The sequence below is a fragment of the Phocoenobacter atlanticus subsp. cyclopteri genome (assembly GCF_018343795.1).
In the GTDB taxonomy this organism is placed as follows: Bacteria; Pseudomonadota; Gammaproteobacteria; order Enterobacterales; family Pasteurellaceae; genus Phocoenobacter; species Phocoenobacter atlanticus.
On the sequence record NZ_CP074346.1, the window covers coordinates 777,449 to 801,194 of the forward strand.

The 23,746-nt window shown below is 31.9% G+C and carries 25 protein-coding genes; 21 read left to right on the top strand and 4 right to left on the bottom strand.

Annotation, left to right across the window (positions count from 1 at the left end):
- Positions 1–68: 68 nt before the first annotated feature.
- A complete protein-coding gene (locus tag KGI96_RS03585; RefSeq protein WP_211596906.1) occupies positions 69–1,829 on the top strand; it encodes a BatD family protein in 1,761 nt (586 codons plus the stop codon).
- Positions 1,830–2,053: 224 nt separating this feature from the next.
- Here KGI96_RS03585 and KGI96_RS03590 read toward each other — a convergent pair whose 3' ends face one another.
- Entirely contained in the window at positions 2,054–2,788 is a 735-nt protein-coding gene (locus tag KGI96_RS03590) for a hypothetical protein (RefSeq protein WP_211596907.1), read from the bottom strand.
- 171 nt (positions 2,789–2,959) lie between these two features.
- Between KGI96_RS03590 and KGI96_RS03595 the strand changes: the two genes are divergently transcribed.
- The 11 genes from KGI96_RS03595 (at position 2,960) to KGI96_RS03645 (ending at position 12,945) form a co-directional block, all read left to right on the top strand.
- Positions 2,960–4,894, top strand: coding sequence for an FTR1 family iron permease (locus tag KGI96_RS03595; RefSeq protein ID WP_211596908.1), 1,935 nt, complete (start codon positions 2,960–2,962; stop codon positions 4,892–4,894).
- A 26-nt stretch (positions 4,895–4,920) separates the two neighbouring features.
- Complete coding sequence (locus tag KGI96_RS03600) at positions 4,921–5,442, top strand: iron transporter (protein ID WP_211596909.1); 522 nt, start codon at positions 4,921–4,923, stop codon at positions 5,440–5,442.
- Between the two features lie 87 nt (positions 5,443–5,529).
- Positions 5,530–6,948, top strand: coding sequence for a Fe-S-containing protein (locus KGI96_RS03605; protein WP_211596910.1), 1,419 nt, complete (start codon positions 5,530–5,532; stop codon positions 6,946–6,948).
- Between the two features lie 2 nt (positions 6,949–6,950).
- Positions 6,951–8,237 (top strand): ABC transporter permease, encoded by a 1,287-nt coding sequence (locus KGI96_RS03610; protein ID WP_211596911.1) that lies wholly within the window; start codon positions 6,951–6,953, stop codon positions 8,235–8,237.
- Entirely contained in the window at positions 8,224–9,369 is a 1,146-nt protein-coding gene (locus KGI96_RS03615; protein WP_211596912.1) for an ABC transporter permease, read from the top strand. Before KGI96_RS03610 ends, KGI96_RS03615 begins: the two co-directional genes overlap by 14 nt.
- Before the next feature lies 1 nt (position 9,370).
- Positions 9,371–10,069 (top strand): ABC transporter ATP-binding protein, encoded by a 699-nt coding sequence (locus tag KGI96_RS03620; protein WP_211596913.1) that lies wholly within the window; start codon positions 9,371–9,373, stop codon positions 10,067–10,069.
- A 2-nt stretch (positions 10,070–10,071) separates the two neighbouring features.
- A complete protein-coding gene (locus KGI96_RS03625; RefSeq protein WP_211596914.1) occupies positions 10,072–10,569 on the top strand; it encodes a TlpA family protein disulfide reductase in 498 nt (165 codons plus the stop codon).
- A 31-nt stretch (positions 10,570–10,600) separates the two neighbouring features.
- On the top strand, positions 10,601–11,080 hold the full coding sequence (locus KGI96_RS03630) for a copper chaperone PCu(A)C (RefSeq protein ID WP_211596915.1): 480 nt from the start codon (positions 10,601–10,603) through the stop codon (positions 11,078–11,080).
- 138 nt (positions 11,081–11,218) lie between these two features.
- Positions 11,219–11,836 carry an FMN-binding protein gene (locus tag KGI96_RS03635; RefSeq protein WP_213156555.1) on the top strand — a complete coding sequence of 206 codons (618 nt, stop codon included), beginning with the start codon at positions 11,219–11,221 and terminating at the stop codon, positions 11,834–11,836.
- Between the two features lie 250 nt (positions 11,837–12,086).
- Positions 12,087–12,512 (top strand): SRPBCC family protein, encoded by a 426-nt coding sequence (locus tag KGI96_RS03640; RefSeq protein ID WP_211596917.1) that lies wholly within the window; start codon positions 12,087–12,089, stop codon positions 12,510–12,512.
- Positions 12,505–12,945 (top strand): MarR family winged helix-turn-helix transcriptional regulator, encoded by a 441-nt coding sequence (locus KGI96_RS03645; protein WP_211596918.1) that lies wholly within the window; start codon positions 12,505–12,507, stop codon positions 12,943–12,945. Before KGI96_RS03640 ends, KGI96_RS03645 begins: the two co-directional genes overlap by 8 nt.
- 86 nt (positions 12,946–13,031) lie before the next feature.
- Here the strand turns inward: KGI96_RS03645 and KGI96_RS03650 are convergent, their stop codons facing one another.
- Positions 13,032–13,361: a hypothetical protein gene (locus KGI96_RS03650; RefSeq protein WP_211596919.1), complete on the bottom strand. Its 330-nt coding sequence runs from the start codon at positions 13,359–13,361 to the stop codon at positions 13,032–13,034.
- Between the two features lie 121 nt (positions 13,362–13,482).
- On the opposite strand from KGI96_RS03650, the gene KGI96_RS03655 reads away from it, so the two are divergent.
- From KGI96_RS03655 to hemW, 8 genes are all read left to right on the top strand, one after another.
- On the top strand, positions 13,483–14,607 hold the full coding sequence (locus tag KGI96_RS03655) for an MBL fold metallo-hydrolase (RefSeq protein WP_211596920.1): 1,125 nt from the start codon (positions 13,483–13,485) through the stop codon (positions 14,605–14,607).
- Positions 14,592–15,089 carry a hypothetical protein gene (locus tag KGI96_RS03660; protein ID WP_211596921.1) on the top strand — a complete coding sequence of 166 codons (498 nt, stop codon included), beginning with the start codon at positions 14,592–14,594 and terminating at the stop codon, positions 15,087–15,089. The genes KGI96_RS03655 and KGI96_RS03660 overlap by 16 nt, the downstream gene beginning before the upstream one ends.
- A 78-nt stretch (positions 15,090–15,167) precedes the next feature.
- On the top strand, positions 15,168–16,316 hold the full coding sequence (locus KGI96_RS03665; RefSeq protein ID WP_211596922.1) for a vWA domain-containing protein: 1,149 nt from the start codon (positions 15,168–15,170) through the stop codon (positions 16,314–16,316).
- A 106-nt stretch (positions 16,317–16,422) separates the two neighbouring features.
- Positions 16,423–17,157 (top strand): DUF4197 domain-containing protein, encoded by a 735-nt coding sequence (locus tag KGI96_RS03670; protein ID WP_211596923.1) that lies wholly within the window; start codon positions 16,423–16,425, stop codon positions 17,155–17,157.
- A gap of 180 nt (positions 17,158–17,337) precedes the next feature.
- On the top strand, positions 17,338–18,042 hold the full coding sequence (locus tag KGI96_RS03675; protein WP_211596924.1) for an AzlC family ABC transporter permease: 705 nt from the start codon (positions 17,338–17,340) through the stop codon (positions 18,040–18,042).
- The gene (locus KGI96_RS03680) at positions 18,039–18,374 is read left to right on the top strand and encodes an AzlD domain-containing protein (RefSeq protein WP_211596925.1); all 336 of its coding nucleotides are present in this window, start codon (positions 18,039–18,041) and stop codon (positions 18,372–18,374) included. Before KGI96_RS03675 ends, KGI96_RS03680 begins: the two co-directional genes overlap by 4 nt.
- An 81-nt stretch (positions 18,375–18,455) precedes the next feature.
- A complete protein-coding gene (locus tag KGI96_RS03685; protein ID WP_211596926.1) occupies positions 18,456–19,160 on the top strand; it encodes an AzlC family ABC transporter permease in 705 nt (234 codons plus the stop codon).
- A gap of 232 nt (positions 19,161–19,392) precedes the next feature.
- Positions 19,393–20,553 (top strand): radical SAM family heme chaperone HemW, encoded by a 1,161-nt coding sequence (gene hemW, locus KGI96_RS03690; RefSeq protein ID WP_211596927.1) that lies wholly within the window; start codon positions 19,393–19,395, stop codon positions 20,551–20,553.
- A 205-nt stretch (positions 20,554–20,758) separates the two neighbouring features.
- Here hemW and KGI96_RS03695 read toward each other — a convergent pair whose 3' ends face one another.
- Positions 20,759–21,274, bottom strand: a complete 516-nt coding sequence (locus KGI96_RS03695) for a hypothetical protein (RefSeq protein WP_229577219.1) — start codon at positions 21,272–21,274, stop codon at positions 20,759–20,761.
- 620 nt (positions 21,275–21,894) lie between these two features.
- On the opposite strand from KGI96_RS03695, the gene KGI96_RS03700 reads away from it, so the two are divergent.
- Positions 21,895–22,080, top strand: a complete 186-nt coding sequence (locus KGI96_RS03700; protein ID WP_211596928.1) for a hypothetical protein — start codon at positions 21,895–21,897, stop codon at positions 22,078–22,080.
- 108 nt (positions 22,081–22,188) lie between these two features.
- Here the strand turns inward: KGI96_RS03700 and xseA are convergent, their stop codons facing one another.
- On the bottom strand, positions 22,189–23,517 hold the full coding sequence (gene xseA / locus KGI96_RS03705; RefSeq protein ID WP_211596929.1) for an exodeoxyribonuclease VII large subunit: 1,329 nt from the start codon (positions 23,515–23,517) through the stop codon (positions 22,189–22,191).
- Between the last annotated feature and the right edge of the window lie 229 nt (positions 23,518–23,746).

Genomic DNA, 23,746 nt, shown 5'->3' on the forward strand with positions numbered 1-23,746 from the left:
CTAACGCTTTTCATTTATCAAAGGCATAAGGAATAAGCTCAGTAAATAATAAAAAAGAGATGATAAAAATGAGTAAACAAAAAAGACCAAATTTAGCAAAAAAACTTATTTGTACATTGATTGCAACTACATTTGCAACACAAATATGGGCAACAGAATTAACGGCAAGTGTAAATACTAAAAAAGTAGGCTTGAATGAACAATTTCAACTTGTTTTATCAAGTGATGAGATGTTTGGGGATTCTCCAGATTTATCGCCGTTACAAAAGGATTTTGTTGTACTAGGCACATCGCAATCTTCACAAATACAAGTGATTAACGGATCGACGACTCAATCGAAAAAATGGATAATTACCTTATCGCCTAAAAAAATAGGAAAAATAAATATTCCTGCAATCCATTCGGGTACCACAGCGAGCCAACCTATTGCGATGGAGGTTGTCAAAGGCGAAACTATTAGTGCAACGCATCAAGGTAAAATGTTGATTACAGCGAGCATTGACAAGACTACATATTACCAGTTCCAAGAAATTCCTTTGACAGTGCATATTGAAACGAGTCTTCCCTTGCAACAAGCGGAACTGATAGCACCGACTTCTGCGGATTTTGAACTTAGTCAAACTGGCGATGATCGTGTTACACAAATGGTCAAAGATGGGCAGCCCATTTCTGTGATCGAACGTCATTATTTTTTACGTCCACAAAAAACGGGAGACTTAACGCTACCTCCATTTGTATTACGTGGTTATTTACAAGGTAAACGCCAAGATCCTTTTGCGGATTTTCAGCGTCAGTTTGGTGGTTTTGATAACTTCTTTAATTCGCCATTTGACGATATGATAAGTCAAGGAGAGCCTTTTGCAATTAAATCTGAACCACTTAGTGTATCAGTTCAAACCTCTGCTAAATCTCAAGCTGGCGAATGGTTTTTACCCGCTAAATCAGTACAATTACAAGCCAAGTGGCAAATACCAAATCCAACCTTCAACGTGGGAGAAGCGGTAACCCGTAAAATTGACCTAATTGCATTAGGTGCAACACCTGAGCAATTGCCGAAACTTACTTTTTCAAATGCTGATGGAGTGAAAATTTATGTTGATAGTGATAAAACCGCTAGCCAAGAAACACCACAAGGCACACAAGCCTTGCGTGAAATCAGTGTTTCTATTGTTCCAACACAAGCTGGTAAAATAACATTACCTGAGATACAGGTTAAGTGGCTTAATACCCAAACAAATAAACAAGAGATTGCCGTTTTACCAGCACAAACAATAACAGTAGAAGGCTTACCTAACACTGCACCAACGAGTGCTTTGCAAAATGTTAATTCACAAACAACAACACAAACGAAAGCAATAAAGAGTGAGCCTCCTAAAATAGAAAAAATTGAGAATGCTCAAAATAATGATAATTCTTTATCATTTATTGCGTGGGGAGGAATTATTGGTGCTTTGTTAGGGGCTGGTGTATTATCCATCTTCTTGATAAGAAGAAAGCGTCAACCATCAACTGCTTATAGCAATAAAGCTGATGATAAAAAAATGGTTACTAAAAATAATAATACTCACTATGTAGAAAATGTTGAAAAGGCGTTACACTCTCAAAATGAAAAGCAACTTTATCAAGCATTATTACAATGGCAAAGAAGTGGCGTGAACTTTACGGATGAATTAAAACAACTTTTCCAACAACTAGAACAATTATGCTATCAGCTAAACAGCAAAACGAATATGGATTGGCAGAGTATGAATAAGGCGATACAGCAACAGAAATCATTAAAGGAAAGAGATATTCAAAAAGGAAATAAAGAATTACCGCCATTGTATTAATGTTGTGTTTTGCCGTCGTACTATTTATGATGATAAGTTGTAATTTTTGTTCTAGATTTAAAATCTATTAAATTATATTTTGCAAATTTTTATTAAAATGTAACCGCTTGTTTTATAAAAATAAGTGGTTATTTTTTTACTTAAATTTAATCTAATCTAAAAGAGTAGAGCATACCAAAAAAATGGGTCACTGTTAGAGTAAGTTTGAGTTAGTACAATTTAACTCATTTATCAGTAGCTAATTTTATTTTTAATGTTTTAATTTGAGTGACAATGTCACTTTCTTGATTGTGCTGTTGAATACTTCTATATAAGCGATCAAAATCACGATTAATATCTTGTCTATATTGCGAATCTACTTTTTCTTCTAAATTAGATTGTTGCCAATAAGTATAGTAACTATCTTGAATTAATTTTATTGCAGTGGCAACCTGATGTTGTTGATATGCCTGTTGAATTTTTGTGAGAGCTTGATTTAAGGCTAGAATATCAGCACCATAATTTTTATTTTCGATTTGTTGTGCTTTCTCTTTGGCTAATTGATTCTTTCTTTGTTCCTTTAATTTAGGTGTTAATGGTAATCCTATCAGTGTTTTCTTAATATCATTTTGTATATTATTTGCGATCTCTTGAATATTTTTGAAGTGATCCCCTTCTGCATTTAATTCAGTAGATAAATTTGAAAATTTCTGATTTATTTCTTCTGCAAAACGCATACTGTAATTAGTACGAATGGAGGATTCTAACTCAGAATTTTTGTAGTAAGTGAATTGAGCGGTTGTTTTTGTCTGAATTGCTGCTTTTTTATTGCCCATTTTATATAGTTTTTGCATCTCATCTAATTGTACACTAATAGATTCCATTTGCTGTTGCCAATAGGGTAAAACTCCCTGATCTGCGAAAGCGAGAGAACTTAGAATAAATAAGTAAAATGGCGGTTTATAAAATGGGGTTTTCATAGTTTATTCTCTTTGATATAGCTGTGTATTATTTGGTCATATTATACTCGAAAATACTTTTTGTTATTGAAAGTTATTCTCATTAATAGTATATTATGTAACTCATATTGAGTCTAGTTAAGAATGATTCCTTATTGTATAAGTGATTTAGCCAAATGATCAAGGTAAATTATGAAATTTTTTTATAAAATATATTATTCTTTCGTTGTTATTTTACTGTACTTTTTTAGTTCAGTTATTTTAGCTCAACAAATAGATTATAAAGCAGCAGTAGATGATCTTCATCATCGGTTAGATGTTGTGGTCGCTTTGTATGAGAAGGGCGAGGTAGCCCAAGCCAAACGAGATATACAGATGGCGTATTTTGGGGTATATGAAGATTTAGAAGGACCTATTAGAATTAATTATTCTGCTCAATATAGTATTGAATTAGAAAGTAAATTTGGTGAAATTCGACGTTTAATTACTCAAAAAGTCCCTGTTTCACAAATTCAAGAGCAGGTGAATTGGTTAAAAAATGAAATTAGTTCTGTTCCTGAAAAATTAAGCAAAGGACATCAACTTATTGCTGAAGGTGATGGGCTTGATAATGAAAATATTGCCTCTAAATGGCAAGAGGTTGCAAATACGATCAGTGAACAAATTAATAATAGTGTTTGGGCATATAAAAATAATGAACAGCAAGAGGCGCTTATTGCTATTAATAAATCGTTGGCAGAATATTATTCTTCAGGTTTATCTGTTGCGTTTAAAGAGAATAATAAAACAGAAATTGATACTAAAATTTCCACTCTTTTTGCAGAAATAAAAAAACAAATAAAATTAAATCCACAAGATCAAATCCTTCGTAAGAAACAGGTAAAGGATATCGCCTATCAAGGATATTTACTTACTCAACGTTTAAGTGACGAATTACCTAATTTACCTACTCAATCAATAGTCTCTGCTCAGAATAAAAAAATTGTAAAAAATGATGTGCAACCTACCGCTATCGAACAAGACTGGAATGACATTAATATCAAAATTTCTACTGTAATTGAACTTGCAATTAAAAAATACCAAAAAGGAAATATAGATGAAGCTATTGGTGACATTCAGGATAGTTATTTTGATATTTTTGAAGCGAGTGGTTATGAAAATACGATTGGAGCAAAAAATAGTAAGCTTAAAGTTGAATTAGAGGGATATTTCACTCGTATTGTAAGTTTGATGTCATCAAAACGATCCGTTTCAGAAATAATTAAAGTTCATAATACCCAGAAAGAAGCCTTTACTCAGGCGGCTGTGATATTAACGGACACTCCTCAAGATTTTTGGAGTGTAGTTATTCAATCTTTTTTGATTTTATTACGAGAAGGATTAGAGGCAATGTTAGTTGTTGCTGCAATAACAGCTTATCTTGTTAAAAATAATCACCAAGACAAAATGGGAATTGTAAAAAATTCAGTGATTGTAGGTTTAGTGTGTAGTGTTATTACTGCGTATATATTTGGTGTTGTATTCACAAATTCTGGTGTAAATCAAGAGATCTTAGAAGGGATAACAATGCTTGTTGCCGTTGTCGTTTTATTCTTTATGAGTTACTGGTTATTATCAAAAGTGGAAGCACATCAATGGCAACTTTATTTAAAAAATAAATTAAGTAGTTCATTAACAAAAGGTTCTGTTATTGGTTTATGGTTAGCTAGTTTCTTAGCTATATACCGAGAAGGTGCAGAAACGGTGTTATTTTACTTTGCATTATCAGCAGGTGTTAAAGGTGGTGGATTAGCGAGTATTTCGATTGGCATTATCTTAGCTATAGTGGTATTAATGCTAGTATTCTTTATTATGAAATACACTGTTGTACAACTACCATTGAAACTATTTTTTATGTTCACAGGCTCATTTATGTATTTGATGGCCTTTATTTTTGCTGGTAAAGGAATAATGGAGTTGGTTGAGGGCAAAATTATTCAGCCGACATTCCTTTCTTCTGTACCAGAAATACAGTGGTTAGGTATTTATCCTTATATGGAAAGCCTAATTCCCCAACTATTACTGATACTTGCAGCAATTGTTGCTTGGATAGTAATTAAATTGCGAACAAATAAAGTTACGCAATAAACTTTTTAATTAAATGGAGAAATCTTATGAAAAAAATTATGTTAGCGAGTATTGTCGCTGGAGCAATGTTAACTTCAACAACTGCATTTGCTGGAGAAACACCAATTGGTGATACAGTAACTATGAACAATATGGAAATTGCCGCTGTTTATTTACAACCAATTACAATGGAACCTCAAGGTTTAATGCGTCCAGCATCACAATCTGATGTTCACTTGGAAGCAGATATTCATGCGACTAAAGGTAACATCAATGGATTTGGTGCTGGTGAGTGGATTCCATTCTTAACTATTGATTATAAATTAACAAATACTGACACTGGGAAAACTAAAACTGGTACATTTATGCCTATGATTGCCAGTGATGGACCTCACTATGGTCAAAATATCAAAATGTTAGGTGTAGGTAACTACAAATTAACTTTCACAATTAAACCACCAGTAACAGAATTATTACGTCACACAGATAAAGAAACTGGTGTGGGTAAATGGTTTAAACCTTTTGAAGCTAACTATACCTTTAAATATTTAGGTAAACCAAAACCTTAATTTTAAGTATTATTAAAACAATATACTCATATTTTATTTTGAGTATATTGTTTTTGTCTTTTATTTTCTTACTTTGCAGAGTGTACTATGAGCTTTTATCTTTCACAGTTTATTACTTATCTTTTGTTCCCTGCATTTTTAAGTGGGCTGGTTTTGTCGAATGTTAAAACGTATCTTTATAAACGACAACTCCTAGTTTCTTTATTAGGTATTATTACAGGTGCAACATTATTTCTATTATTACCTTGGCAACAAAAGTGGATTTTTATTGTTGCAAGTATTGCTTTAGTTACTTATGCAGTAATTATTTTATATGGTATTCGGGAATTATTTAAAAAACAAAACCTAGTTAAAGTAACCAATACAACATATATTCATCTTTTTATAATAATAATTTTATTTTCTATTTTTTTTACATCTAGTTATTTTTGGGCAAGGATTGGTCAATTAGGAATGTTATCTACAACCAGTGTCATTAATACAGATATGGTACTCAATTCCTTTATGCCGATTTTAGGCTTTATACTTATTTCTTTTATTAGTTTTGCGTTATCATCAGAATTAAAGCTACCTAGAGTTACTCATAATATATTAATTATCGTGATTAGCTTACTTGCTATTTTACCATTATCTGGAGAATGGATGTTGGTAATGATTAAGTTAAATACTGATTTATTAGATATATTTAATTTAAGTTATATTGCAAAAGTTAATTATTATATTTGGTTATATCCTTATCTTCTTCTGTGCTGTTTTATTGGGATATTAATTTATTATTGGAAAATTCAAGTTTTTCCTGCAATTCAAAATACACAATCAAAAAATGATCATATTGAACATCGATTAGCATTGGCACAACAAAAAATGAAACAAAGCTACTTAAAACGTTTCATTCTACTTGTTGTCACCTTATTTTCTATTTTATTGTGGTGGGATTTGGTTGCATCAAATCCAATAGAAAGAAGCCCAGCGATTGAAGTCAAGTTAGGTGTAGATAATGCAATACATTTAAATATTGAAAAAAATAAATTAGATGATAGTGACTTACATCGTTTTTCTTGGGTGGCAAGTGATGGTAAAGAAGTCCGATTTTTTGTTATTCGTCATTATGCAGATCAATCGAAATATGGTGTTGTTTTTGATTCTTGTATGTTGTGTGGTGATGCAGGTTATGCAAAAGAAGGAAATAATGTGATTTGTCTTGCTTGTGGGGTACGTATTTTTATCCCATCAATTGGTCGTAAAGGTGGCTGTAATCCAATCCCTATTGATAAATGGACACAAAAAGATAATGAAATCATTATCCCTCAAACATCATTAGAGATGGGGTTACGTTTTTTTGGCACGGTGTTATCAATCGATGTTGTTGATCCTGTTAACGGTAAACATTTAATTAATACAGAGGCACCATATCAATATCAATATGGTAACAAGGCTTACTTTTTTACAGAAAAAGAGTCTTATGATCTATTTCGTAATGACCCATTGAAATATATTAAGGAGTAAATATGTTCTGGAATATGTTACGTCAATCTTGGAAAAATGATGTAAATCGAAAGTTAATGGCTGTATTAACAGTATTCCTTGCAACGAGTTTAATCAGTGCCTTATTGATTATTTCTATTGGAATTGGAGATAAAATTTCATATGAGATGAAAAATTATGGTGCGAATATTAAAATTACACCAGCAGGACAGGTTGTATTGCCAAAATGGTTAGATTTAAAACAACGCCAAACAACACAGGATTTTTTAGCCGAACGAGATTTACCACAAATCAAAGATATTTTTTGGAGAAATAATATCGTTGGCTTCGCACCTTGGTTACAAGGAGAGGTTGAAGCCAGAGTAGATAATGAAAAAACACAATCTATTCTTATTAAAGGAACTTTCTTTGATAAATCTCTCCCCATTCGTGATGAGGAAGATTACCATACAGGCAATAAGATCATTTCAAGCTATTGGAAAATAACAGGAAAATGGGCTGAAGATGATAAAAATCAAGCATTGATTGGTAAACAATTGGCAAAAAAAACAGGTTGGAAACAAAATACGGTTGTACATCTCAATGGAAAACAAAATATAAGAGTAACTATTGCAGGAATTTTAGATTCAGGTGATGATAATGATGATAGTCTTATTCTTTCACTTAGTGATGCACAAAAACTTTTAGGTTTACAAGGTAAAATTCAAAGTATTAATGTTTCTGCATTAACTGTGCCAGAGAACGAACTTTCTCATCGAGCACATAATGATTTAGATACTTTAGATGCTGATGAATACGATCGTTGGTTTTGTACTGCTTATGCCTCATCAATTTCATTTCAGCTGGAAAAAGCATTGAGTAATGTCGTCGTCAATCCGGTATGGCAAGTTGCGGCCTCTGAAGGTGTCATTATTAGTAAAATTCAAAGTTTATTATTTATGGTCACACTTGCTGCACTACTTGCTGCTGCGATGGGGATCTCCTCCTTAATGACTAATGCGATTTTACAACGCTCAAAAGAAATTGGATTAATGAAAGCATTGGGAGCAACAGTTTCAGAAATTTATTTACTCTTTTACTCAGAATCTATTTTATGTTCATTGATAGGTGGACTATTAGGATGTCTTGTAGGCTGGTTACTTTCTTTAGCAATGGGATATGCACTTTTTGGATCTTTTATTTCATTTCATTGGGTGGTGATGTTTGTGGTTATTATTGTATCAATATTGATTGCACTTATCGGAACTTGGTTTCCAGCCCGTCGAATTACTCACCTTTATCCTGTAGAGGTACTTTATGGCAATCAATAATATAAAAATAACTCAATCACTCTATAAATTATTGATATTACGCTCAATTCGTTTACGTATACGACGTATTTCAGTCGTTTTCTTAGCTTTAATGACAGGTGCTGCAATTATCACTGCAATGGCATCGGTTTATTTTGATATTAATATTAAAATGAGTAAAGAATTAAGAACATTTGGTCCCAATTTATTTGTAAGCTCTAATGGAAAGACCCCATTTACAATGCAGGACTATCAAAAAACATTGACCCTTGCAAAAAATGGTGAAGTTGTCGCATCAAGTCCTTATTTGTACGGTTTGGCACGTATTGATTTGGATAAAGTTGTTTTGATGGGGGTAGATTTTTTTCAATTAAAAAAATTAGTCCCATTTTGGCAAATAAAAGGACAATGGGTAGCGGTGAGTTTCGATGAAAATAATGCAATGATAGGAAGTAAACTAGCTAAAAAATTAGGTTTAAAAATTGGTCAAAAAATTAATCTTATTGATGAGCGAAGAAAACATTCGTTAATAATTAAAGGAATTATTGAAACAGGAGCAGCGGAAGACAACTACCTTATTGTAAATATTCCGTTGGTGCAGAAATGGTTACACCAAGAAAATAAAATTAATTATGCGATGTATAGTGTGTTAAATAATCAAAACCAAGTAAAACAGTTCGAACAAGAATTGCATAAGGCAATGCCTGAATATACAGTTAGACCAATACTAAAGGTTTCTGATTCAGAGGGTAAAATACTGGATAAAGTTAAAATATTAATGGGTGTAGTTTCTGTGATTATATTAATTTTATCTACACTTTGTGTTAATACAACATTAACAGCAATGGTATCAGAACGTCGCAAAGAATTTGCATTACAAAAAGCATTAGGAGCATCTAAAAAAGCAATTATGCAACAAATTTTAAGTGAAACCGCTATTATTACTACTACAGCGATTATTATTGGATTAATTATTGGATTTGGATTAGCTCAAATTTTAGGTAAAACTGTTTTTTATTCGACTATTGATCTACGTTGGCAAATTTTTCCAATTACAGTATTATCATCGGTATTAGCAGGGCTTATAGCAGTAATTATGCCAACAATGAAAGCAATAAATTATCAACCAGCTAGAGTTTTGAAAGGAGAATAAAATGTCTAAAATTGTAATAGAAACTCAAAATTTATGTAAGCATTTTAAAAATGTGGTGGCATTAGATAATATCAATATTCAAATTCGTGCTGGAGAATTTGTGTCCATTATGGGAGCATCGGGTTCTGGAAAAACAACATTAATGAATATTTTAACCTGTTTAGATACAGCAACCAGTGGTAATGTAATTTTAGATGGCGTAGATACAGTTGAATTAGATGAAGAGGCTCGTCGAGTATTTCGTTCTCGTAAAATAGGATTAGTTTTCCAACAATTTCATTTAATTCCTTATTTAACCGCTTTAGAGAACGTGATGTTAGCACAATATTATCATAGTGTAACAGATATTGATGCGGCTAAAAAAGTAATGGAACAAGTAGGATTAGGTTCTCGTTTTGAACATTTACCTAACCAGCTTTCAGGCGGAGAGCAGCAAAGAGTGTGTATTGCAAGAGCGTTAGTAAACCAGCCACCAATTATTTTTGCTGATGAACCGACTGGTAATCTTGATGAAGAAAATGAAAAAATTGTTCTTCAATTACTGGAAGAGTTACATCAACAAGGGAGAACTATTGTGATGGTAACGCATAATCCAGATCTAGGACAAAGAACAGATCGTATTATTCGTTTACAACATGGAAAATATATGGGTGAAGATAGAATAAAAAAAACTACTCACGCTAGTAAATCAATGGAGTAATAATGAAAAATAGCATTAAATTATTTCTTATCATCAATGTTATTTTTATAGTATCTAGTTGTAAGGAACAAACACTAGCATTAGGTGAACTTGCCCCTGATTTGGCGATAAAAAATGCCCAAGGTCAGCGAGTAAAATTAAGTGATTATAAAGATCAACCTATTCTTCTTGAATTTTGGTCACAAACTTGTGGAGCTTGTATTGCAGCGGTGCCTATTTTAAATAAACTTCACCAACAAAATAAAGAACGATTAGTGATTATTTCTATTGCCACTGATATGACAGAAACACAGTTAAATATTTACAAAGAAGAGAAAAAAATTGAATATTTGTTAACAGCGGATCAATTAAATATTTCTCAAGAAAGATATAAAGTGATGGGTTATCCAACAATTTTTTATCTTAATAAAAATCATATTTTAGAAAGAGTACAACAAGGTTTAAGTAGTGATCCTAATTGGCAAGTCAATATAACAAAGTGGATTACTAAACAAAATTAATTATTTTTTATAACAACAGAGGAGATTTATTATGAAGTTAAATAAATTAGTATTCGCTATTGGACTTAGTGCATTAATGGTTGCACCAAGTTACGCTCATAATGAAAATATCGTAAACAATACACAGATAATAAAAAACATTCCTTCAATTGAGTTTGAAAAGCCTCAAATTTTCCAAGTTAGAGAAGGAGCGAAAGCAACAGGTAGTAAAATGACAATTCACAATGGTAGTGATAAAGATCTGATCATTACTAATTTCAAATGTGAAGGTTTTGGAGAAACAATGTTGCACGATTCAAAGTTTGTTAATGGTGAACGTAAAATGTTTATGATCAAAAAAATTGTTATTTCTGCACACACTAAAAAAGTAATTTCACCAAATACAATGCATTTTATGATGTTTCAACCAGAACGTAAATTTAAGATTGGTGAATACTTAAAAATGACTCTAGAAACTAATTTGGGAACAATACCTGTAATTGCTGAAATTGTTCCTCGTCGTTTAAAATAATTTTAGTGTAATAATTATGAAAAAATATACCGCTATTTTAATGATAATGTTTTTTTAGGCGTAGGATTAACTGCTTGTGATGGAGATAATAAATCTTCTAAAAAATTAATAGTCCATACAGAAAAAAAACCTGTTCCAGTGATTAATGATTGGCGAATTGCATTATTAGAATCGGTAAATTTATCTCCTCAGAAAGAGGAAATTAAATTAAGTTTACAAAGTAATCTAACACGCTTTTCGTTAAATCGTAAAACAGGCAAGGTAACACCAATAAATGATGTTGTTGCTCGTTTTAATTGGCCATTAGATTTAACAAAAAAGTCAAGTGATGTACCAATTGAAGCACAAAAATTACATATCAAACATTTACCTGAAGCACTTCCATTTTGGAAGCTAAAGGAACAATCAAAAATTATTATTCCAGTGACGGTATGGGGAAAATTTGGATTTTCAGTAGGATTTTTAGCCATTAATTTACCAGATAAAACAATTGCAGGTGTACGCTTTTATCACTCTGAAGATACCCCAGGATTGGGACAAGAGGTTTTAAATGCCGATTTTGGACAACGTTTTGTAGGTAAGCATCTATTTGGAAAAGAACAACAGTTTCAACTCAAACTGACTAATTCAAAAATAGCTGACTCCAATCAATTTGAAGTGGATGGTATTACTGGAGCAACTATCACGAGCAGTGGAATACAAAAAGCTGTTGAGTTTTGGACAGGTCATAATGCTTATGCACCAATACTTAAGTAATAAATATTTCACTAAAGTATGATCATATACATATTCAGTTAAAATAAACCTTATTATAGCGGTGACTTATTGAACAAAATTTGCAAAAAGTGTATTTGTAGAGGCGTAGCATGCTACGCCTCTACGCTAGATAAAAGTAAAAAGTTTGCGATTACTCTGAAAGTAAAATAACATCACCATAAAATATACTTGAATATAATATACGAATATATTATTATGCTCTTTTAAGATGAGTATGATAGGAGTTGGTATGTGGTCTAAAGAAGTAACAATTAAAACAAATGCAACACGTGAGCAAGTTTGGACATTGTGGTCTGATGTTGAAAATTGGCATAAATGGGATAATGACATTGAATTTGCTAAATTGAATGGAAAATTTGAAGAGGGCGTTTGTGGTATTTTAAAGCCTTGCCAAGCTCCTAAATCGAAGTTTGAGTTGATTACAGTAGATAAATTTAATGAATTTACGACACGTGCATTTTTACCCCTTACAAAAATAGATTTTATCCATAAAATAACTGAAAAAGAAGGGGGGATTTATATAACACACGCTGTTCAAATAACGGGATTATTGACTTTTTTATTTTCAAAAATTATTGGTGAAAAAATTATAAAAGGACTTCCTAATACAATGAATAATTTATCAGAGATGGCAGAAAAGGTGAGTAATGAATAAAGTTTTTAGCGTTGATACGCCAAGTGAAAGCACAGGATTTTTATTGTGGAAAACAACAAATCTATGGCAGAGAGAAATTAAAAGAGCGTTAGTTAAATATGATTTAACTCATACACAATTTGTGATTTTAGCAAGTGCCTATTGGCTATCAACTACACATAAAAATGTTACACAAGTTGAAATCGCTAATTTTATTGATATTGATAAGATGATGACTTCAAATGTCATTCGTAAACTAATAGATAAAAAATTAATCATTAGAAAAGAACATCAAATTGATACAAGGGCAAAAGTCGTTAAGCTAACAGACAAGGGCGTTGAAATACTTAAAAAATCAGTAGTAGAAGTTGAACGTTTTGATCATTTATTTTTTGGAAAAGTCTCTGATCAAAATAAATTTAATAGTGAATTGATAAGATTACTTAACAAATAGTAGCGACTTCTTTAGAGTAAAACTTTAATAGCGGTGACTTATTGAACAAAATTTGCAAAAAGTATGTAATAAGTGACCGCTTGTATTTAAGTGAAAGTGGTCATTAAAGATGTGAAAATATCAACAACGGCAATTAAAATAAGAGGAATAGCAAACCATTGCATAGGAATCCAAAAAAGAGTATGTTTTTTCTTCAAAATAACCTTTTCATTCGTTTCAGGAGCAATAAGTTCTTTCCCTTTTCCACCATTTAGTTTTGAACCCACTAGCCATACGGCTATAGCAGATAGTGTAGCAGCGATATCAAAAATATATGCACCAAATGATGTTGCTACTAAAGTGGATTGTACCGTAGCGAATATGATAAGTGGAATAAGGGCGGCTAAAAATCCAAATCCTTGCCAAATAATAAACATTTTTTTACCTCGTTATTTAAGTTTTGTGAATGAAGTGTTATATTGTACTTCTTTTTTTCTATGTCAAATTCGATATAAATGAGCCGTGAGTAAAAAATAACAAATGAAAATTTTCCTAAAAATGCTCAAAAAATTATTACTATTGATTGTTAGTTTGGTAGTGATTGTCGTTTTATATGTTAATTTACACCCTACTTTTGGGGATAGTCCAAATACAGAGAGTATGGTTAAAATTCAACAATCTACACATTTTGATGGAGAGCATTTTCAAAACTTAGTTCCGACTAATGCCACTTCAATTGGTAAAGCTCAAAGTGAGCGAAAAATCGATCGTGTGGCATTAATAATGAATTTTATTTTTCCTCCAAAGGGTAAAAATCCAGAGCAACCTCTTATCACTCAAAAGTTAAACCTAAACTCATTAAAGAATGGTGAATTTGTGTGGCTAGGGCATTCCAGTGTATTGTTTAAAACCAATAATACGACAATTATGACCGATCCTGTTTTTCATAATGCAGCACCTATTCCTTTTGTTGTAGAACCTTTTAAGATGACAAATAAGCCAACTATTAATGATTTACCTTTTATTGATATTGTTTTAATTTCTCACGATCATTATGATCATTTAGATTATCAAGCCATTAAACAAATGAAGGCAAAAGTAGGGCATTTTTATGTGCCTTTGGGGGTGAAAGCTCATCTATTACGTTGGGGAATAAAAAATGAAAAAGTGACTGAATATGATTGGTATGAAGGGATAAACTTTAATCATATCCAATTTGTCTTTGCACCAAGTCGCCATTTTAGTGGTAGAGGCATTTTTAACCATCGTCAAACATTATGGGGATCGTGGGCAGTTATTGCACCTGAAATTAAAGTTTATTTTAGTGGTGATGGGGGCTATTCACCTGAGTTTACTAAAATTGGTCAGCGTTTTGGTGGCTTTGATATCGCCTTTATGGAAGATGGTGCTTATAACGAAAGTTGGAAAGATATTCATATGCTCCCAGAACAAACGGCTCAGGCGAGTATTGATATTCAAACCAAAGTGGTTTTACCGATACATTGGGGCAAGTTTGACTTAGCCACTCATCAATGGAATGAACCTGTACAACGTATCGCCAAAGCTTTACAAAAGTATAATAATCAGGTTTTAGAACAAGATAAAATTAAATTGGTCACCCCTAGAATTGGTGAAGTTTTTGATTTGAATAAGTTGCCTAAACTAGAATGGTGGGAAGAGTAGATTATAGCGGTCACTTGTTGAATAAAATTTGCAAAAAATACAAGATTAAGGAATCAATATGGATTGGAAAAGATAAAAAGAATACTTTTTATACAAAAGAAAACATAATAGCAGCAGATTTATATCATTATTATTATTATGAGTGGATTGATTTTTTAGATTTTATATATGAGCCATCAGAAGTTATTGACAATAATTCATTTATTGAAAGTGATTTAAAAGAAAAATTTATATCAGTTGGCTGGGATCAAGAGAATAATATTGGTTTAATATGGATTCCTCCTTTTGCTGTTGGTAGTATTGTTTTAGGTGGTGAACAAGCATTTTTAGAAAAATATAGTCCAACGTTATTTGAAAAAGGGAACTTACAGACTTATGCGTGGACAAGAGGATTGTTATTGTTTCACGTTAAGAATAAATCAGATGGAACATCTATAATTTTATCTCCAATAGAGTTCGAGATACCCAATTATGGTGTGTAATAAAAGTTTATTATATAAATCATCTCGTTTTGTTCTCGATAATATACTAGGGTTAAATTAAACAACAGGATGAAAATAATGAAAACACAATTTAAACAAATACTTCTTGCAGGTTTATGTACTGCATTAGTTGGTGGTGTGGCTATTGCCGAGCCAAACACTCAAAACAAACAAATTCCAGTTTCACAACAAATGCAACATCAGAAAAACCTTGTTGAAGTATTTTTTGTACTGGATACAACAGGTTCTATGAGATCGTTGATTGATGGAGCAAAAAAGAAAATTTGGTCTATTGCGAATACCATTGTTGATATTAATCCAAATGCAGAAATTCGTATGGCATTGGTAGCCTATCGTGATCGTGGTGATGATTATGTCGTCAAAACTGTACATAATTTAGATACTGATGTGCAATCACTTTATTCTGCATTAACAAGGCTTGACGCTAATGGTGGTGGAGATATGCCAGAGTCAGTGAATGAAGCACTTGATAAGGGTGTTAATAAGTTGCAATGGAGCACCGATAAGAATGCCAAGCGTATTTTATTCTTAGTGGGTGATGCACCTCCACATATGGATTATTTAGATGAAAAACAATATCCTGCGATTATTAATGAAGCAACGGAGAAAAGTATTCTTGTAAATACCGTTCAGGCAGGGGATAGCAGAGCGACCAAAAAAGTATGGAAAAAAATGGCACGTTTAGGTAAAGGTACGTATTTGGCTATTCCGCAAGATGGTGGTCAAGTTGTACAAATTGATACGCCTTATGATGATGAAATTTTAAGAAAGCAAGAAGCGCTGGATACAACGATTATTGTCTATGGTGATCATAGCGTACAAGCTGAAGTCGTTTCTAAAATGCGAGTGCGTAGTGCGGCACCTAAAGCAACACAGGTCGATAATGCAAGCTACTATGCCAAGAAGAAAGGCGTTAAAAAAGTTATTTCTGGAGCGGGTGACTTAGTGGCTGATATTAAAAATAAAGAAGTGGCACTAGAGGAACTAGAAGAGAGCAAATTACCTGAAGTGTTAAAAAATAAAAGCACAAAGGAAAAGCAAGCCATTATTCAAGAGAAGTTAGAAAAACGTCAATCATTAGAAGCGGAAATCGCTACTTTAGTTAAGCAGCGAGATGACTACTTGAAACAGCATAAAACAGAAAAGCCTGATTCATTTGATGGTGTAGTAAAAGAAACGTTAAATAAACAGTTAAAGGATAAATAGATAAAAAAGCCTTACTTATTAGAGTAAGGCTTTTTTTCCTAATGCTATAACGGGATGAGCAGTTATGTTACAATAAAATAGAGCTAATTTTAATCAGGAAATAATAATGAAAAAAATCATAATATTAACCACAATCACACTGATTGCAGGTTGTAAAAATTTAGAAAATCTTCAACTACCTCAACAGGTAATGCAACAACTTCCTTCTGTTATGCAAAATACCTCATTATCACAAATGGACATTGCAACAGCATTACGTCAAGCACTGAATAATGGTGTTAGTCATCAGGTAAGTAAATTAACCGCCGTTGATGGTTTCTATAAAAATAAACTGGTTAAAATAGCATTACCAAAAGAGTTACAAATGGTGAATGATACGCTACATAAAGTTGGATTAGGACATATTGCAGAAAAAGGCGTTAAAGCACTAAACAGAAGTGCTGAAGATGCAGTTAAAACCGCAACCCCTATTTTTGTTAATGCGATTAAAAATATTAGTTTTAGTGATGCTAAAAATATTTTAATGGGCAGTGATAATGCGGCGACACAGTATTTACAAACACAAACCTTTAATCAGTTATATCGTCAATTTAATCCTGTTATTAAGAAATCATTTACCAAAGTGGGTGCGGATACCATTTGGCAAAACGTGATTTCACAATATAACAATATTCCTTTTGTGAATAAGGTGAATCCAAATTTAAATGATTATGTGACTAACGAAGCCTTAAAAGGCGTATTTACAATGATTGCTAAAGAAGAGCAGGGAATTCGTCATAATGTTGGATTGCGTAATACTCGCTTATTAAAACAAGTGTTTAGTTCGCAAGATTATAAATAATTAAAAGATATCTTTTAAAAAGCCCTTTTCGATTGAGAAGGGCTTTTTTTATAGTAAAAATAGCGGGTAGATAGATTGAAAAATTTGCAAATTTATAGAGACTATTGAAGTTTGCAAAATTGTATTGCTAATGTTATTGTTATGTAAAAAATAGATATAAAAATAAACAGGAGCAATGGAGTGACAGAGAAACAAACACAGTCTTTTTTATCAAAAATAATTTATGCCACCTTTGCAGTCTTACCCCTTGCAATATCTGCTATTCCTTGGGGAATTTTATGTGGCACCTTGTCAATTCAAGCAGGGTTGAGCAGTATGCAGGCTCAAATTATGTCATTATTGGTGTTTTCAGGCACCATTCAACTTTCAGGAATTGCTATTTTAGGTGCTGGTGGTAGCTGGTTGGGATTAGTGAATAATACCATAATGATTGGGGCTCGTTATTCTTTATATGCGGCGACCTATCAAAGAGAAATCGAAAAGTTGCCGTTGATTAAACGAATGTTTTTTGCTTTCTTTTTAATTGATGAAATTTTTGTTATTGCACAAACAGAACAGTTTAAAAAAGGTTATCTTGATTATACCCACGTTGTCATTAGTGGCGTTATATTTTATGTGATATGGAATATGGCGACCTTTAGTGGTATTTATTTTGCTCAAGTTGTGCAAGATATTGATCAGTTTTGGCTTGATTTCACTATTGTTGCAACCTTTGTGGCGATGATGGTGCCAATGATCAAAAATAAAGCCATTCTTATTGCGGCGATGACGAGTGGCGTGTGTATTTTATTTTTCAGTTATTTAGCTGTTGAACAAGGATTAGTCATTTCTACCTTAATTGGTATGTTAGTGGGTTATTCATTAGATAGAAGGGGAGTACAATGATTTCATCATCTTATTTTACGATTGCGATTTTAGTAATGGCAGTTATCACATTTTTAATTCGTTATCTCTTTTTTACCCGTAGTTTTAAAATTAATTTAAGTAACAAAGTTCGATCGATCCTACTTTTTACCGCACCTTGTGTGTTAACGGCAATGTTTACCCCCGTACTCTTTCAAGATTTTATTGCCACTAAGCAAGTAACTGCATTGATTGATAGTAGCTACTTTTGGGCAGGTATTTGTGCCATTTTATTTAGTATTTTTATTAAGCATACCTTTACGGTAATTATTTTAAGTATGGTAGCTTTTTATGGATTAAGAACATTTTTATAGCCCTTTTTATGACAATAATAAGCGGTAACATTACCACGAAAATTTGCAAATAATAATTGAATAGAGTAGAGAATAAACAGAATGATAAAAAAAGAACAGCAATTTTCAAGAAATATATCAGCAATTTTAGCTGTATTACCCTTAGCTCTCTCCTGCGTACCTTGGGGAATTTTATGTGGTACATTGTCGATACAAGCAGGGCTTAGCAATATACAAGCTCAAATGATGTCTTTATGTATTTTTGCAGGGGCGGCACAGTTATCTGGCATTGCTATTTTAGGGGCAGGGGGCAGTTGGTTAGCATTAATTAATAGCACTGTAATGATTGGTTCTCGCCACCTTTTATATTCTGCCACTTATCATAATGAGATAGTGAAATTACCTTTAATTAAACGTGTTTTTTTCGCTTTTTTATTAACCGATGAAATGTTTGTTATTTCTCAAGCAGAGCAATTTAAAAAAGGCTATTTTGATTATTGGTATGCCATTATTGCTGGTTTTACATTTTATCTTATATGGAATATTGCGACTTTCTCAGGCATCTATTTTGCTCACTTATTACAAGATGTCGATCAACTAGGTTTAGATTTTGCTATTGCAGCCACATTTATTGCAATGGTTATTCCTATGATTAAAAAAAGAGTAATATTGATGGCGGTTATAACTAGTGGAATAAGTATTTTAACGTTAAATTATTTTACTTTTTTTGTTGAGCAAGGATTGGTTATTTCCGCGTTAATAGGTATGATTGTGGGATATTGGTTAGATCAAAAAGGGAACAATTAGAATTATAAATTATACTCGAACTAAAAAAACACATTTTTTCTTCAAAACTTAACAATGTTTAACTTCGCATAATGTATATTATGTTAAATAGAATTTATGTATTAAAATTATTTCTAATTATTTCTATTTTGTTGTATGTAACGTGGTTTAAATTTTATATAAATAAAACTGAAACTAGAACATCAAACCCTGTATCGTGTATAATTATCTTTTTATAAAATAAACTTTTTTAATGAATATTACTCTCCCCCCTTTAAGCCTTTACATTCATATCCCTTGGTGTGTGCAAAAATGCCCTTATTGTGATTTTAACTCACACGCTCAAAAAGGGATTATTCCCGAAGAGGATTATATTCAGCATTTGTTAAAAGATTTACATCAGGATCTAATCCGTCATAAAACTGCGATACAACAACGTAAATTGCACTCTATCTTTATCGGTGGTGGGACACCGAGTTTGTTTTCACCGCAATCCATTGCATATTTACTCAATGAAATTAAGCAGTTAATTGATTTTGATGACAATATTGAAATTACCTTAGAAGCAAATCCTGGTACGGCAGAGGCAGAACGTTTTATTGGTTATGCTGAAGGGGGCGTTAATCGTCTTTCTATGGGAATTCAAAGTTTTGAGCCTGAAAAATTATTAAAATTAGGACGTATTCACGATGGTAATGAGGCAAAACAAGCGGTACGATTTGCACAAAATTCTGCAAATTTTGGCTTAAAAAGTTTTAATGTTGACTTAATGCATGGCTTACCTAATCAATCTGTAGAGCAAGCATTAAATGATTTAAAACAAGCCGTTGAATTCTCCCCGCCTCATTTATCTTGGTATCAACTGACTATTGAACCAAATACCTTATATTATTACCGTCCACCATCGTTACCTTGTGACGATGAGTTGTGGGATATTTTTGAACAAGGGCATCAAATCTTAACTGATGCAGGTTATGAGCAATATGAAACCTCTGCTTATGCAAAAAAAGGCTTTCAATGTAAACATAATTTGAATTACTGGCGATTTGGTGATTATCTTGCAATAGGTTGTGGTTCTCACGGTAAAATCAGTTATTCTAATGGTGAGATTTATCGTTTCAACAAAACCAAACACCCCAAAGGTTATATGCGTGGTAACTATTTATATCAAGAAAACCAAATAAAAATTGATGACCGATCATTTGAATATTTTATGAACCGCTTTCGTTTGCTTGAAGCCACTCCTAAAGTCGAATTTGAAAAATACACAGGATTAAATCGAAACAGTGTCACGCAAGAAATTGAAAAAGCCATTAAAAAAGGTTATATAATAGATAAGACTAACTACTGGCAAATTACTCATAAAGGAAAATTGTTTTTAAATGAGCTTTTAACGATTTTTTTGAAAGATTAAGGGTTATTTATAAATATAGCGGTGATATTAAATTCAAAATCTACACAAAAATAATAATTAATGATCAATTCCACGTAGAGATCATAGAGGCTAATCTAAGTCTTCATTATAATACTGAAGCATCATTTTGGCGTCTCTGCTTTTCAAAAATAATAATTAATGATCAATTCCACGTAGAGATCATAGAGGCTAATCTAAGTCTTCATTATAATACTGAAGCATCATTTTGGCGTCTCTGCTTTTCCTTCTCTAATTTTGCTTTATTCACTGCATCTATAAAATTACTATGTAAGTAATCCAAATAGATTTGAAACCCCAAATGAGGTGCATCTAATATAATTTCAGATTTACCATCTTTAAATTTAGCAAACTTATCCCCAACAAAGGGAATTTCTTCTTTTACTAACTTATATTTTGAGTTTAGAATATTATATAAATATTTAAATTTTCCAGATTTTTTAGGCAATACAGAACTTACACCAACTAAAATATTTTTTTCATTAAAAATAATTAATGTAGATTTTAAATCGCTTAGATTTAATTCTGATGGATTAATATAATATTGATTTCCATTACTATATTTATTAATCCCCTCTTTTTTTAGTGAATACATATTTTTTATTTCTTGCTCAGTTGATTTTCCTAATTCCATCTTAAAAACGGTAGGATCAGCAAAAACAGTTACACTAAACAGTGTTAACAATAAAGCTAATTTATTCATTTTTAACTCCTTAATTAAACTTAAAATGGAATAATTGATGTAATATTTTAGATAAGTTAAGCATTTTTATCAAGATACTCTTTGAATTTACTTTCAGTAATAGCAAACATCATAAATAGCAAACATCATATTAAATATATATAAATCAAATATGTAAGTGCTTACTTTCTTTTTATTCCTTCAGAAAATTAAAATTGTGCATTTGCACTAGTTGGTTGTTTTTTGTTGTGGATAAGTGGATAACTTTATTTTCCTATTTATCTACTAGTCTTCTTCTATTTTTTACTAAAAATAACTTAAGATCTTTTCTTTAAATTCTTATATCTAATTAGTATAAAAAAGATCCTTTTAAAACAATCAAGTGAGCAGATCTTTATTTTAACTTTATTCATAGATCTTTAAAAGCCTCCTTTAGTAAGTAATTGCTTACTTTATAATAAGAAAGGATCTCCAAAAGTAAGTAACCACTCTCTTCAATCTTGATTTTCTAAGTTTATAATTTATTAGAAATATTAATCAACTTATTTTCTCAGAAATTAGATAGATAAATCCTTTGTTTTTTATTAAAAAGTTGTTATTATTTCCTTTATTTATAATAAGTTATAGAAAGAGAGTTTAAGATGCCTACTAAACATATTGATAATTTAACTTGGGATCGTGTTCAGAAAGAACACGTAAAAGCCGTGATTTTAACTAAAACCAGTTTTAAAGATACGGAGATTTTAAAAATGTTAATTAATAAAGGATTGGAACATATCTCTGATAGTGACTACCAAAAATTTGCAGATCAAAAAGAAGGAAGATAGCGATTTGTGGATCTCTATTAATGATCTAGAAAGGGATCAAGCGGTAGGATCATTTTAGTTTTTTACAAATTGTTATTAGTATCTTACCGCTATAAAAATAAAAGGATCTTAATTATTTATCTTAATAACTTCACTGATTAATTCGCCTTTTAATACTTTTGTTTTAATTTGATCACCCATTTTTATTTGTTTTATTGATGTGATCACTTCATTATTCTCATTTTTGGTTACGCTATACCCCCTTGAAAGTACTTTTAAGGGGCTTAAACTTTCAAGCTGAGTACAATATTGTTGGAATAATTGTTGTTTTTGAGTGAATTTTTTTTCTATTGCATAGTTTAAACGTTGTGTTAAATAATCTTGCTTCTGCTGTTGTTTTATTAAATAAGAAGACAATGGATTTAATTTTACCCTCTGATTTAGTTGTACAATGCTCTGCTTTTTAGTTTTAACAACCTGTTGAAATGCCTTTAATAACAATGTTTTTTGTTGTTCAAGTTGTGTTTTTTGATAGTCAACTTGACGCATTGGATGTTGAAAACTTAAACGTTTTTGTAATTGCTTAAGCTGAGTGATCTTAGTTCCCCATAAACGATCGAAAGCAAAATTGGATCTATCATAATATTGTTGTAATTGACGTAATAGATCTTGTTGATCTCGACTCACTAATTCAGCTGCTGCTGAAGGTGTCGGAGCTCTAAGATCTGCCACAAAATCTGCAATGGTTACATCAACTTCGTGTCCTACGGCACTAATAATGGGAATATCTGACTTAAAAATGGCATAGGCAACGTCTTCTTCATTAAAACACCACAAATCCTCTAATGAGCCACCTCCTCGTCCTATAATAAGCACATCACATTCTTTACGGCTATTTGCCACTTCAATACTTGTGACAATGTCACGCTTTGCTTCACTTCCCTGCACCAAAGTTGGATAAATAATGATATTTAAACTAGGATCGCGACGTTGTAACACATTTAATATATCTTGTAATGCAGCACCTGTTGAAGAGGTTACAATTCCCACTGCTTTTACAAATGATGGAATCGCTTTTTTATATTGTTGTGAAAATAACCCCGCTTCAGATAGCTTTATTTTCAGCTGTTCGAATTGCTGTTGTAATAAACCATCCCCTGCCATCTGCATACTTTCAATAATAAGTTGATAATCCCCTCTTGGCTCATACAAACTTATTTTGGCACAAACTAACACTTGCATACCATTTTGAGGTTGAAAATTGACGGATCGATTTTTCATTCTGAACATCGCACTACGAACCTGAGCCTTATCATCTTTTAAAGTAAGATACCAATGCCCTGAAACAGGCTGGCTAAAATTAGAAATTTCTCCTGTCAGCCAAATATGCCCCAGCTCCATTTCAAGTAGATTACGAACGGTATAGTTAAGTTGTGTAACAGTTAGAATATTACTCATTGCAAATATCGGTGATTAAAATAATAGAGTAAGTTTACTAAAATATGGAAATAAAGAAAGGGATATCTAAAAAATGACTCATTAATCGCAACAGCGTAACGCAAAAGTAAGGTTGTATGCTCCCCTGCTTTCATTTCATTAATTCGAAAATAAATTAAGCGGTATGATGTTCTCCATTTTTTGCAAATTTTGATCAGGATATATAAAAAATACTCGTCTAATTTTCGGT